This window comes from Gottfriedia sp. NPDC057948 (assembly GCF_042887255.1).
Classification (GTDB): Bacteria; Bacillota; Bacilli; order Bacillales; family Bacillaceae_G; genus Gottfriedia.
The window spans coordinates 1-13,834 of record NZ_JBHVPN010000029.1 but is presented as its reverse complement, the minus strand read 5'-3'; the positions used below and the strand labels follow the sequence as shown (position 1 = coordinate 13,834).

Here is a 13,834-nt window from a genome sequence, read left to right as displayed (position 1 = left end):
GACTTAACCAATTAGTCAATTTCATAGTAAACTAAAACACTTGGTAAATTATCCTAAAATAAGAAAGTTTTGTGAAGATTAAACAATATCCAAATAAAATCATTGATGTTGTAGATGTAATACTAAATGTTTTTGGAATTATATAAGGATGGATTACTTCAAAAATATATAAGTGATGGTATCTTACTCAAAGGGAGTTCATTTACAAAGTTTTAGAGAAAAAGTGATTCCGCTACCTCTGGAATCACTTTTTCCGTTGTCATATAAGTTAATTTATAACGGGAAGAAATGAAGATACATATTAATAAACTCTATGAAAATATTGAAAAACTATTTAATCTTCACAAAGGTACTTTTAAAAGTAAAAATGTGTAACGTTTTACTAAAACATTCACAAAATTTCCACTAAAATTCATTCCCAAGATTACTATAATTAAAAACAATATATATTAAATAAAGAGGTGATCGATTTGATAGCTAAAGTTTTCTAATCATTTCAAAATATACTAATGAAAAATTATTTTGATAGATAAACTAAAAAAGGAGTAATTGAAGTTTATGGATGAGAATGTTTTTCTAAAGGATGAAAAAGAAGCTTTTACTTTTTATAGAATACTATCTATTTCATCGGGGATGCAGTCTTTATTTCTTATGTTAAATACTCGTTTTATGATGAAAAGTATCGTAAATGTAGTTGTAATATGTTTATTTTTTTTTAGTTACTTAATTATTTTTATAATACTGCCTAAAACTAAACGAAATTATCAATATATTTTTTTAGTTTTGTATTATTTGTATGTATTTCAATATTTGCTATTAAATAAAATAGCGGAGGTCAGCATTGAATAATTTGATTCTAACCTAGCTATTTTAAATTGTTTCAGTCCAGTAAGATTTTTTAATTTTGTACGAACTGAAACGTTGTGTATATATAGATTGTGTTTTGGAAACTCTTGTTTTTCCAGAGTAATTTATTTCATGATATTTCACAAAAACCTATTTCATTATTGTCATCTAGAATTTACTTAATTCATTTAAACTTTTCGTAAAATTTAGTGGGTAACTTCTGCTACTCCAAGACAAAATGTCCCATTTACCCATTAATAGGTTGTGTCTCTTTGTCACACTTGTGAATTCACATTTTTTAACATAAAACATGATACAACACGAAAAGCCCCAGTCAAACCGGGGTCAATTATTCAAACAAAGTGGTAATGCTTCCTATTCAGGCCGCTTAATCTGGATCTTTGTCTTTATATATTCAGTATGAGATTTTTCTTTCTTATCAACCCAGCTTACTTTTATAGAAATCTCACTTAATTTCGTAATTGCGTCTTCAAATGTCTCTTCAGGGAATAAGTTAAAACTTCTACCTGCAGAGATACCTCCTGGAGATTTAATAGATGGAGAAATTGTGAACTCCTTAGAAACTGCTTTATCTGAAAAAGATTTTTTCACTAAAATGTTCGTAATCAACAAATCGGGAGTATACAATACTTCATAAGCATTAATTGGTAATTGACCTGAGACGATGACATTTTTCATGTATGTTTTTGCTTTTGAAACTCTAACATCAATCTCTATTCTTCCCTCAGCAGACTGATAAGTTTCAGCTCCAATTTGAAAGTTTTTACTATTTGATAAGAACTCAGATGGATTTTTCTTCAAAATATCTGCCGATTCAACTTTCATCGTATCGTCACCATTTTTCTTTGTTGGAGAAGTTTTTTCTGTAGTGGTTGGTGTAGAAACAGGTTTCGATTCTAGTGATTCAATTTTTTCACAAGCTATGAAAATCGACATAGTTATAACTATGGCAATTAATTTTTTTAGTTTTTTCATTTTATGAGAACGGAATAGGGTCCCCCCTATTCCTCTCCTCCTTTTTTAGTTTTTGTCCTTTATACCAGTTTGTCCAAGCTCGATCAGAAATAATTTTGTAGTAAGTTGAATAAGCAACTTTAAACGTAGAGCTAGGGAACTTGCTACAGCAGAACAAGAAGAACATTTAAACATGCTTTAAATGCTTATCGTTCTAAAAAGAACAATGAACCTAGTTTTTTAGTAAACGTTTACGAAATTAGCTTAACATTTTAAAAGGTAAATTTTTATAAAACTCATTGTCTTTTTGTGAACAATTCCACATTTTATCTACAGCTGCGTTTACTCCTATTGAAACCACATGAAAATTAAACAACTATGATTCTATTAACATTCATTATTCCTATATTTTTATTTAATCTTCACATAGGTACATTTAAAAGTAAAAATTTGTATAGTTTTACTAAAACTTTCACAAAAATTCCACTGAATATATTCTACAGATAACTACAATTAGAGACATAAATAAATTATTTTCATAAGAGGTGATTGTTATGGTAGATAATCTAGTAAATTAGTTTTCTAATAAATTTTAAAAATATATAGGAGGGAAATTTACTATGGTTTTTAAACTGTACTCATTACTTAATTAAAAAATAAAAATACAAATCTTGTACTTCAAAAAATAATCGGAGGTCAGTCTGATTATCAAACGAAGAAATAAACACAGTTTTTTATTACTATTATGCACACTTTTTTTTGTTGGAGGACTTTCAAATGGCTTTGCTAATGCTGAGGAAATTCAAAATACATCCACCGAAGAAATACATACTTTATCTGAAGAACTAGTGAGTCCAGTTCAATTTAATACTTTAGAAAGCATAAAATTACAAAATTTAGGTTTCTCACCTGATGAAATTAATAGTATGTCAGTTGAAGAATATAATGATTTCAAAAGTTTATATGGATCAAATTTAACTACAGATGAAAACTACTATAAGATAACACAAGAGATTCCTTACTCCGAGCCTTCTGTTGAGGAAATCTCAAAAGCTCAAGCAATTAATGAGATTAATGCAACAAAGTTAGCTCGAGGTACTTCCTCTAAAACAACTGGTTATTTAAAAATGACGACTTCTTCTTCAAAATTAAGTAATGGAAATACTCTATTAAAAAACTCGTTTACGTGGCTAAAATCCCCAAATATGAAATTAACTGATGTAGTTGCTATTACCCATTCTGCAAGTTCTGTAAAAATTCCAAATACCGATAAGTTTAGTTATAAATACACAGATGGTAAAGGAATACATTCAGTTGGAGCAACAAGTACCACAAAAAATAAAAACGGAATCGCTAAAAAATTCAATTTAAAAGATATGGGGATTAATATGGCACCATATAATCACAACGGTTATCTTTCAGTTGAGGTAACTAAAGGAAATAAAAATGATATAACAGCTAATGCTTATGGTCACTATGCACATATTATTTTGGGTGTAACATCATCAATAGACATTAAAACAGGAAGTATAGGAGTTGGGATATATTGTACCAGTTCTTATATGGATGAAACTATGATTAAATTCAATTATTAGTAGAGGTTACTTAAATGAAAAATATTTTTATTTTTGCAATCACTTCACCTATTGTATTTTATATTTTTTCATTAATACTCTTTTTACTTAATTTTAATGAAATAACCTCGTTCTTTATTACTCTATCTATATATTTAGGGGTAATAATTGGTCTTTTATACAAAATTTATAAAAATATAAAATAGTTATACCTTATCATTTAATTTGGCGTGGTTACCCTAAATTGAGTAACTGGGTAAGTGCCTAAATGAGGGTAACGTATGCAAATCCAATTTAAAATACATTTAGTTTGGTAAAGGAGACTATGTATATACAACTTAATAGGAAGAAAAATAAGAAAAAGTCTTTTATTAAAATTTAGTTTAATCTTAGTAATTCTAATATCAAGTACACTATGCTATGGCTTCTATCAATATAAAAATGGTATTCAGTTAGGTGAAAAGAACACTAATAAAAAAAATATAAAATTTAACTCTACTAAAATACCTAATAAAACCACCATCCTATTGCTAGGAGAAGATGCTCGTAAAAAAGGTGGAAGCTCACGAACTGATTCAATTATGCTGTTACAATACAATAAAAAACACGAAACAAAATTAGTTTCAATTATGAGAGATAGTTATGTTTCAATTCCGGGTTATGGAAAACACAAGATTAACGCAGCCTATTCTTTCGGAGGGGTTGAACTTTTAAGGCAAACGATTCAACAAAATTTTGGCATTGAAATTGAATATTATGCAATAATTGATTTCAAAGGTTTTGAAGAAATGATTGATGAGCTTGCTCCAGACGGAATAACAATTAATGTAGAGAAACCAATGGAAAGTCATATCGGGGTCAGTCTTAAACCTGGGGTTCAACAATTAAATGGTAAAGAGCTCTTAGGATATGCAAGATTTAGACATGATTCTAAAGGTGATTTTGATCGTGTTGTTAGACAACAAAAAGTGCTGGAAGCTATTAAATCCCAAGTACTTACTATTAAAGGAATTGCAAGTTTGCCGAAAACGTTGGGGGTTATCCAACCATAGATACAAACCAACTTGTCTACAATGGACTTATTAAAAATAAGTTCTGATTACATAGTTAAGGATAAAGACAAAGATGTAGAGACATTGAGAATTCCTATAAACAACACTTTCACACCAAAAAGATATGAAAAAGCCGGTGAAGTATTGGAGTTAGATGCTGAAAAGAACAAAGAGGCATTGCAACTGTTTTTAAATTACTAAAAGGTACTGTCTTTTGACATAAAAATTCCTCCGTATGCTTCTATTTTGGTTGGCGTACCAAGAATAGTTTAGCACCTGGGGAATTTTTTTAATACCACGCTGTAAGCTTTTTAGAATCCTAGGCCTAGCCTAGGGTTTTCATTTCCTCTACAAAACCCAATTTTCACAAAAAAAACACCTTAACCTCCTCAACCTCTAATGTTTCAGGATCAACTTTTTCTTGGTTTGATAAAAAGCAATCGTATTTTTTATCCTGTACTTGTTCATCTAAAATTACTCACAGGGTCCCTTCCCTTCTTTGAACCCATTATATCCAGTGTTATGAATGATTGCAGGTCTCTTTTCACTGAGTAGACAACCGTAATCTCTACTAAACTATTAATAATCAGGTATTTTCTACTATTTAACAGTGGCTATCTACAAGTATTTTCAATAAAATTAAAATATTGTTAGAAATGTAAACTTACAATTAGATATTGGAGGAGTATTGTGTCAAATTATAAATCACAACTGAAACGCATTGTCGAAGGATTAAAACATACAGATCCAGCGATTCGACATGATGCAATTTTTGAATTAATCGAACTATCAGAAGTCGATGACCTACAATTTAATTTATTGACTTTGGAATGGTTAGCAAAAGAAGCCGCTTATCCATATCCAACATCATTTAAGGTATGGGATGAACCTAGTTACCATCTAATCAAATTCATCTCTGATTTTGAAATACCTGAATTAACAGAGGCCTTAATAAAATATTACCCTGAATATAGTAAGGCTGCTAAAGAAGAAGTATTTCGATACATAACCTCCTTTGACGGAGAAGAGAATGAACTAGCAATCTTGGAATTAATTGAACAAGATATTCAAAACAAACAAGTTGTCTTACCATTAGATGTTCTATACGACAATCCTGGCATCATTATTAAACTATTAGAAAAACATACTGAATTATTTGAAGTGGAAGAATATAAAACTACTTTTTACCGTTTGTTGTCATACTGTTTAGATAAAAATTATTTAGACCGTTTCAAAACAAAATACATCGCGCCATTGTTATTAGTGGATTATCAAAAGCAAGTAGATGAATTTCTTCCTTATCAAAATGATTATGATAGTAAGTTTGTGTATGGCTCATGGAAAGAAACCTATTTACAAATCCGTTCAATTATGGCGATCTATCTATCTTTAATGGAGTATTACTTTAATGATGAGATGACACCTTTTATAAAAGAAGCAATGACATTTACTGACCCGTTTATTCGAACTAACGCAATTATTGCCGCTCTTCAACGTGACATTGACGTACCTGAAGAACTACTGATGGACTGTGCTACAAATATAGAATCCACAGAATACTTTTATTGGGAAATACTCAGAATTCGTAAAGAACACTTATTCCCTATTAAAGAGAAAAAACAAGAATACTTTGCTAAAAGTCACTTGTTTCTTCATATCGTACAAGAACATGATTTTGTCCCTGAAACAATCGAATTAGTTAAACAGCTTGATATTGAAAACTCATATAACCAACCAATCCGTTATTATTTAGCTTCCGTTTCACATGATGACCAAGTCATTCCAGCATGGGTAGGTGCTTATGCTCTTGAGGAAGACGAAGATTCTGTCCATATGTGGGAAGGTACTTATTTAGAAGATGGACAGTTCAATGAGAAATCGATTGAAGAACATGTACAAGTATTTATGGACAAAAGAGAAAATGAAAAAGAAGAAGATGCTTCAATTTTATATTACGAAAGTAAGCCTAAATTAAGTAAATGGTTCTACACTTGGTACCTCTTACTAGCTGTGCGGGGATACCGAGCATTTACCACAATGGACCCAGTATACATTACTTTAACAACTTTATTTGCAGTTTTAATCGTTTCATATCAAATCTATAAAACTAAACTATTAAAAAACAAAATCGAAATCGTCGGCAATGTTGTCCGATATACCGAAAAGGATGCTCACTCTCAGATTTTACTAGAAGACATAAAAAAAATAACAATTCAAAAGTCTAACATGAAAACAAGAATGCTTGATCGACGTTCCAAAGTTGTTGCCATTTACAACAAACAAAACAAAGTAGCATTAGAATTCCCATTAGAATGTGTATCTTACGATGAATTTGCAATTGTTGTAGATGAACTGACGGATCATTTAAAAGAACAACCACATATTCAACAGCAATGATTTAATAGACACAAAAAGCCTGTATCCACGATTATCAAGTAATCAATGATACAGGCTTTTTATTTTATAACTTAATATATTTGTGATTCTGTTCTTTCAAGTAATCATTTACCTTCCTTATATCGATAAAAAAATCTTCTAATTGGCAGCACAACATAAAATATTGAAATAAATAATCCAACAACAAACGGTTTCTATACAATCGTATGAACAAAATATACTGTTCCTTAATAAGATTCTTATTCATTTAGATGAAAATATTGAATTTATCGCTAATGGGACACTTGATTACCAACATCTCTATATAATGGAATCCCCATTTTGTATATATAAAGTGAAAGACGAACAGTTTAGTCTACTACATAAAGAATATCCTAGACGTTCATTTAAAGATGAATTTAATGGTAAGGACTCCCATATGGTGAATGAACCCTACGTAAGATGTTATTTTCAAACTGATGAACTTATTTTACAAACAGATGACTCATACTCATATAAGATTTATATTGAGAGTAAAGATGAGTATTGGATTATTACGTTTTTCGTGAATCTTCAAGACGAAGTTACATTGCAAGAATTCTTAGAAAATAGTATACTTTTAGGACAAAGTGAGATATTACAAACAGCAGATATTCATAGAATCCTAAAGTCCCACTCTAAGATTATTAGCGAAAAACCATTGGTTAATTCAAAATAATAAGAGAGGTGAATTATATGTTAAAAGAAGAATCTAGAAGAATAAACGAAAGAAATAGAAAAAGATATAGTAAAGTTCGAGCTTATGCAAATAATTCAACTGGTGCTGTAACAGTAACAATTGGTGATCGAACTATTGTTGCAAAAGATAATTCACTAGAAAGTGTTATAGGCGAAGTTCGAAAACAACGTAAAGATCGATTAGCGCAAAGTAGAAATCAAACTGCACGATTTATGGAAAAATTAAATAGTATAGGAAACAAATAGGAGCCATAAATGCGGCTCCTATTTTTAATATTCTTTGATTTTTTTTAAAAACTCGTTTGTTTTCTGTTTTGACAATTTCAACTTTCTCTCTCGCTCTTCCCTATTCTTCTCAATAATTTTCTTAATCGTTGGAAGTTCCTTCTTTTTCATTACACTACCTCCTCATAAGAAAATATTCACAGTTTCATTTCGTATACCAATGAAGTTAAATATTTTTAGAATTAGTATTCAGAATATATAGTTTGGTAATTCTTTCAGCATGGTTATGTTCTTGTGTATCTAACGATGAATTCGCATTTGTTGTAGATGAACTGACAGATCATTTAAAAGAACAACCACATATTCAGCAGCAATGATTTAATAAAAAAAGCCTGTATTACGATTACCAAAGTAATCAATGATACAGTATCTTTATTTTATAACTCAGTATATTTGTGATATTGTTCTGTCTAGTACCCATTTACCATCCTTATAGACATAATAAAAATCTTCGCTTCGTTTATCATTTTTATTAATTGGCATAATATCGATTTCAAGTGCCCTACCTTTTCCAAGGACACTAACCTCAACATCACCCCAGCCTTTCATACTACTAATCTGATAAACACTTTCAACATTTCCTCTTGTTTTCATTCTTTCTTCGAATAAAGTTAGCGATTGTTTCGTTAATTCTGCTTTTGTTTCATTTCTAAAATAAACCATATTTTCGATTGGTTTATAAATACTAACCGAAACTATTAAAAAGATCCCTAACAACCCGATTGTTCTAAGAGTAGCTTGAAAAGAATACCTGACTGTTTTTTTAAAGTATGTTCCTATCAATAAAAAATAAAAAAAATACGTTAAACCAATAACTAAAATTGAAAGTGCAAAATCAAATATTGAAATAAATAACCATCCACCAACAAATGATTTTGTTTGGGGTATACCAAAGCAAATAGCTATTCCTACAGTTAATAAAAATGGAGAATAGTACAATAATTTAATTTTCATAGTTAACCTTTAAAAATGATAAATACAGTATTGTTATTAAAATAATTGTACCATTTTGAGTAAAACATTAATTCCTTCAATAGTAGGGTATTTTATGTAGCACTATTCTTCCTTAATAGATAAAAAGAGCCAATAATTTGGCTCTTAGTTTTTCTACTATCACAATTCTGGACTTATTCATTGCCTAAAACAAAACAGGAAAATCTCAAACGAGACTCCCCTAAAATAACTGACTTAAAACCCAACTCTCATCGTATCAGGATGTGAACCTGCTCGACTATCTTGGTTTAATGCATCAATGTTTTCCATGTCTTCTTGTGTTAATTCAAAGTCAAAAATATTTGCGTTTTCGATGATACGGTTTTCTTTGATTGATTTTGGAATTGTTACTACATCATTTTGCAAGTCCCATCTTAAGATGACTTGTGCTACTGATTTATTATATTTATGAGCAATCTTTGTTAACACTGGTTCCTCTAGAAGCTGACCTCGTTTTAAAGGTGACCATGCTTCCATTTGAATCCCTTCATTTTTACAGAAAGCTAATAGCTCTTTTTGAGTTAAGTGTGGATGAAACTCTACTTGGTTAACCATTGGTTTAATGTCGCAGTCACTCAATAAGTCTTGTAAATGGTGAATTTGAAAGTTACTTACACCAATTGCACGGACACGACCGTCTTTGTATAATTTTTCAAGCGCCTTCCAAGTATCTTTATATTTGTCAACACCAGGCCAGTGAATGAGATAAAGATCTAAATAATCTAGCCCTAATAAATTCAGACTCGTTTCGAAAGCTTGCAAAGTAGTTTCATAGCCTTGGTCTGAATTCCAAACTTTACTCGTTACAAATAATTCTTCTCGAGCAATTCCAGATTCTTTAATGGCCTGACCAACGCCTTCTTCATTTTTATAAATTGCAGCAGTATCGATGCTGATATAACCATTTCGGATTGCGGCTTTTACGGATTCCACAACTTCTTCTCCTTCTGAAACTTTGAAAACGCCTAAGCCTAATCGTGGCATTTTTACTCCATTATGTAATGTTACTGTTTCTTTTAGATTTGTTAGCATCTTAATGACCTCCAATTTTTTATTTTATACTAACTGCAAAGTTTTTTTCGCAGCGCGTACCTTTCCATATATTGAATTGCATGATCTGTAACTTGATCATAATCCCCTTTTTTAACAGCTGCAATTAAATTGCCTCCAACCCCTACTGCTACACTACCGTTTCAGATCCATTTTTCTATTATATCTAAATCTACTCCTATTTTAGGTAAATAAAAAAGGATTGAGTTCTGTTTGTTCAGAATCCAATCCTTGCTACGATTTATGTAAAAAATTCAGGGCGTGATTAATTAACTAAAAATAGAGATACTGGTATTGACATCTCTTTTGCTTAGCTTAATAGAAACTCCATTTTTCTATATTTTGTTGCCATTCCAATAGACTCATAAAAATGAATCGCATTTTGATTACTCTCCGAAACTCCCAGTTCAATGCTATCAACGTTCAATTCTTTCGCTAAATCAATAACAGATTGCATGAGTTTTCTTCCAATCCCCTTTTTCCTACTCGCGTCATCAACACATAAACTATTTACAAGTAAGATTTTCCTTGCATTAACAAAAGAGTTTTCGGGTATTTCTTCTTCCTTCAAAACTGCCACACCTACTATTTCAGTACCTAGAGTTGCCACTAGGATATGCTGCTTATCATTTTTTAGTTGGCTTTTGAATTCCTCTTCACCTACTGGAGTTGGGTTCTCTTTGTATAAGTCTGGTCGTTCAGAAACGTGTAAATCGTGAACTTGTCTAAATAATGGTATTAATGACTGGTAGTCTTTTTGATTGGCATTTCGGATTGAAATCTCCATGCATTTTCACCTCTTTGGTTGTTTTAACTTTGAAGTAATTTATTCACTTGCGATCTTTTTAAAGATAGATCAGGTGAATATACTCCAAACTATTTCTGTTTGATCATCACAGTAAACTCCGTCTAAAGTCTAACGATCTTTTCTATAGTCTATTTTGATTTTCACTAAATCTTCAGGACTATCTTTAAGAATCCAAGGAATATCAACTTCAAAACTTATTTGCAAGACAGGCTCTGGTAAACCTTCTGGTAAAAAATCTAATTCCTCTGAAAAACCAAATATTAAATTCTCAATCTCAATTGTATTCATTTTATTAAAGTTTGAATTAGAACATAATTTGCCTTCTAACACTCTTCCAACAAAATAATAATTACCTAAGTATAAATGTCTCGATTTTATATCAGTAGGGAATTGTGAAAGATGTGCTGGTTTTAGTGGATTAATTCCAAATTTCTCAAAAATATCGTTTACAGTTGGATTAAAAAACTTTGTAGCATCGAGGTAATTTTTACAATATAAGCAGTTACAGACTTCCATATCTTTATTATAAAATTCTCGTGTTTTATCAATATCGACTTCGATTAACCATTTTTCTATTCTAATCTGTTTTAGCAATATAATCTCCATCCTGTTTGTATACTTTAAGTCCGCGTAGCAGAAATTTAACAACTACGTACTACAAAAATTAATTATCCTCAATTACTTCCAATATATTAGCTGCCAACTTTAGTCTGATTGGTTTGATAAAACTTTTCCCTGCTCCCCAACCAATATCAAATATCCCTTCCCCATTACCTGAGGAAATGCACTTAACATACGTCTCACCACTAAAGTTATCAATAGTAACTGTCAATGTCGCTGTACTGTCGTTTCTAAAAAAGTATTTTTGAAATACTAGGATTGCAATTTCTTTCTCCTCAGCAACTTTATAATCTTGAAAAATCAAATTAGACTTTAATTCTGTGTCTTCTAAAAGAATTTGAGATACTTGAACTGGCTTTATATTTACAGTGAATTCTAAGTAATGTTTCATTTGATCTGCCTTTTCCTCCTTTATATGAGATAAATGTGTAGAATTAATTTATTTCGTGACAGCGACTAATTCATCCATTGTAAGTAATGAGTATAAATTTAGTCCTGCTTCGTTTAAATTTTCCTTACCATTTTGTTGACGATCAATTACACATAAAACATCTTTTACATTGGCTCCAACTTGTTTTAAATCTTCAGCGCTAAGTTTAATCTGTCCGCCAGTTGTCACTACGTCCTCTATAATACAAACATTCTTATTTTGAATATCGATTCCTTCTGCAAGTTTGCAAGTCCCATAGGCTTTCGCTTCTTTTCGAACAAATACTACTGGTATTCCTGTTTTCAACGATAATGCTGTAGCTATTGGAATACCACCCATTTCTAAACCCGCTAATACTTCAGTTCCCTCTGGTATATATTTTGATAGTTGCTCCGCTATTTCTCTTAAAAGTGTTGGATTCGATTCAAACAAATATTTATCGAAATATTCATTTGATACTAATCCCGATCTTAATGTAAACTCACCTGTTAAATGGGCAATATTATAAATTTCTTGTGCTAATTGAGCTTTATTCACTATTAAGTCCCCCTAAAAATTATCTAGTTTCCAACTAATCTTAACAATAATTTCCTTTAAGTTTCCAAAGCAAATTATCCTATTTATTTGTATAAACTTCCTTTTAGCGCATTAAAAAAAGGTGACTAACTAGTCGATCAATACAACTGAGTTAGCCAACCATTATTAAGGGATTCCTCACTTTATTTCAGATTACAGTAAGATTTTCTCTAGTGCTCAATATATTAGCTGAAGGGTTCTCATATTTTTCTATTTTATGATAAATTTCCAATAAGCCACATCGTTTCATTTTCTCTTGCTCCAATTTTGCAATGATAGCCTTTTACTTCTAAATAAGATGGAACATTTATTCGCCACTCACTTTGTAAGTAATTCGGGTCAATAATTGGTATCATTTCTTTTTTAAATCTACCACTATGATAAAGCCCTCGATAGAAATCATCTAATCCTGCTTTAGTATAAAAAATGGATATTATTATATACTCCATATGTGGAAGAAAGAAGAAACACATTACTCGATATTCACTTTCTTTTACTGTTTTCAGATTATGTAAATTACTAACAGAGTTAATAATCCCTTTTAACAAATCGCTTTTTTTACGTCTAGGAATTAAATCAAACTCACCAACCATTTCGAACATTCGAAAATGAAAAGCATCATATCCCTTATAAGTACTACTTGTTGAACGAGGAGTTGGTAGGTTTTTAGAAAGTTCAGCTATTTCCCTTTTAAGATTACGAATTCGTCTTCGTTCTCCTCTTAGTTTCTTTTGTCTTGTCATAAATACCTCGTTATATCTTCAATTTTTGATTCCTCAATATGATCACATTTCTAAATAATTCTTACTCATATTAACTCAAATTCCCTCTAATTTTAAGATTATTTGATTTAACTAAATTTACTTTTCAAATAAAAGAGAAATAAACCAAAGGAGCCTCACGAAAAGGAGGATCGAATAAATATCCCGAATATTAATAGATAAGGGATAAAGGGGGGAACTCTTTGATTAAAAATAATATTACAATACTACTCGTACAGACTGCATTGTCAATTATCTGTTTAACGGTTAATCTGATGATCGGCGTGAGTATGGGAGACCGTCCCGAATCAGAAACAGTCTCCAGTTGGCTTAATCTTGTTGTCTACGTGTTAGTATTCTTTTGGATTGGATATACAAAGTTGAACCAACAAAGTCACTGGCTAAAAAATGCAGGTTCGGTTCTATTTACAACTGTCGTCAGCTTTTTATTGCTGTTCGTTTTGGGTGACAATCTTTATAATATGGGTCACATTTTCGGTTTAATCTCCTTGGTTTTTATTATACCTGTCAAATGGGCGTGGGATTTTAAGAATTACTCAATTGGGGTAAGGAGTCTTTTTATTCTTATTCCGGCTTTCTCTTCCTTCATCGGTTTGTATAGTCGTTTGCACAAAAAAACATCACTTAAATGATGTTTTTTTCACGCTGTTGAAAAAAGACTTCGTCAAGTAAATGCCACGAATTTTTCGTGGCATTTTGTTATAGTTGTCCAATTAGTCTGTTTTTTG

General features: G+C 30.8%; 15 protein-coding genes. 6 read left to right on the top strand and 9 right to left on the bottom strand.

Annotated features, from left to right (window positions below; all coding sequences use genetic code 11):
- Positions 1–1,221: 1,221 nt before the first annotated feature.
- Positions 1,222–1,803 carry a hypothetical protein gene (locus ACFVRR_RS23415; RefSeq protein WP_387333113.1) on the bottom strand — a complete coding sequence of 194 codons (582 nt, stop codon included), beginning with the start codon at positions 1,801–1,803 and terminating at the stop codon, positions 1,222–1,224.
- An 866-nt stretch (positions 1,804–2,669) separates the two neighbouring features.
- Here ACFVRR_RS23415 and ACFVRR_RS23410 point away from each other — a divergent pair.
- The 5 genes from ACFVRR_RS23410 (at position 2,670) to ACFVRR_RS23390 (ending at position 7,807) form a co-directional block, all read left to right on the top strand.
- Positions 2,670–3,416: a hypothetical protein gene (locus ACFVRR_RS23410; RefSeq protein WP_387333111.1), complete on the top strand. Its 747-nt coding sequence runs from the start codon at positions 2,670–2,672 to the stop codon at positions 3,414–3,416.
- A 506-nt stretch (positions 3,417–3,922) separates the two neighbouring features.
- Positions 3,923–4,447 (top strand): LCP family protein, encoded by a 525-nt coding sequence (locus tag ACFVRR_RS23405; RefSeq protein ID WP_387333109.1) that lies wholly within the window; start codon positions 3,923–3,925, stop codon positions 4,445–4,447.
- A 690-nt stretch (positions 4,448–5,137) separates the two neighbouring features.
- Entirely contained in the window at positions 5,138–6,844 is a 1,707-nt protein-coding gene (locus ACFVRR_RS23400) for a hypothetical protein (RefSeq protein WP_387333107.1), read from the top strand.
- Positions 6,845–7,178: 334 nt separating this feature from the next.
- Positions 7,179–7,541, top strand: a complete 363-nt coding sequence (locus ACFVRR_RS23395) for a hypothetical protein (RefSeq protein WP_387333105.1) — start codon at positions 7,179–7,181, stop codon at positions 7,539–7,541.
- Positions 7,542–7,558: 17 nt separating this feature from the next.
- On the top strand, positions 7,559–7,807 hold the full coding sequence (locus ACFVRR_RS23390; RefSeq protein ID WP_387333103.1) for a hypothetical protein: 249 nt from the start codon (positions 7,559–7,561) through the stop codon (positions 7,805–7,807).
- A 24-nt stretch (positions 7,808–7,831) separates the two neighbouring features.
- Here ACFVRR_RS23390 and ACFVRR_RS23385 read toward each other — a convergent pair whose 3' ends face one another.
- From ACFVRR_RS23385 to ACFVRR_RS23350, 8 genes are all read right to left on the bottom strand, one after another.
- Entirely contained in the window at positions 7,832–7,957 is a 126-nt protein-coding gene (locus ACFVRR_RS23385) for a hypothetical protein (protein ID WP_268875889.1), read from the bottom strand.
- 273 nt (positions 7,958–8,230) lie between these two features.
- A complete protein-coding gene (locus ACFVRR_RS23380) occupies positions 8,231–8,800 on the bottom strand; it encodes a hypothetical protein (protein WP_387333101.1) in 570 nt (189 codons plus the stop codon).
- A 234-nt stretch (positions 8,801–9,034) separates the two neighbouring features.
- Positions 9,035–9,871, bottom strand: coding sequence for an aldo/keto reductase (locus ACFVRR_RS23375; protein WP_387333100.1), 837 nt, complete (start codon positions 9,869–9,871; stop codon positions 9,035–9,037).
- A gap of 328 nt (positions 9,872–10,199) precedes the next feature.
- Positions 10,200–10,676, bottom strand: coding sequence for a GNAT family N-acetyltransferase (locus tag ACFVRR_RS23370; protein WP_387333098.1), 477 nt, complete (start codon positions 10,674–10,676; stop codon positions 10,200–10,202).
- A gap of 129 nt (positions 10,677–10,805) precedes the next feature.
- Positions 10,806–11,291: a hypothetical protein gene (locus ACFVRR_RS23365; protein WP_387333096.1), complete on the bottom strand. Its 486-nt coding sequence runs from the start codon at positions 11,289–11,291 to the stop codon at positions 10,806–10,808.
- Positions 11,292–11,361: 70 nt separating this feature from the next.
- Positions 11,362–11,709, bottom strand: coding sequence for a DUF6054 family protein (locus ACFVRR_RS23360; protein ID WP_387333094.1), 348 nt, complete (start codon positions 11,707–11,709; stop codon positions 11,362–11,364).
- A gap of 48 nt (positions 11,710–11,757) precedes the next feature.
- A complete protein-coding gene (gene pyrE / locus ACFVRR_RS23355; RefSeq protein WP_387333092.1) occupies positions 11,758–12,285 on the bottom strand; it encodes an orotate phosphoribosyltransferase in 528 nt (175 codons plus the stop codon).
- 254 nt (positions 12,286–12,539) lie between these two features.
- Positions 12,540–13,067 carry a DUF3916 domain-containing protein gene (locus tag ACFVRR_RS23350; RefSeq protein ID WP_387333090.1) on the bottom strand — a complete coding sequence of 176 codons (528 nt, stop codon included), beginning with the start codon at positions 13,065–13,067 and terminating at the stop codon, positions 12,540–12,542.
- 221 nt (positions 13,068–13,288) lie between these two features.
- Here ACFVRR_RS23350 and ACFVRR_RS23345 point away from each other — a divergent pair, with 221 nt between their 5' ends.
- The gene (locus ACFVRR_RS23345; protein ID WP_387333088.1) at positions 13,289–13,738 is read left to right on the top strand and encodes a hypothetical protein; all 450 of its coding nucleotides are present in this window, start codon (positions 13,289–13,291) and stop codon (positions 13,736–13,738) included.
- Positions 13,739–13,834 lie beyond the last annotated feature (96 nt).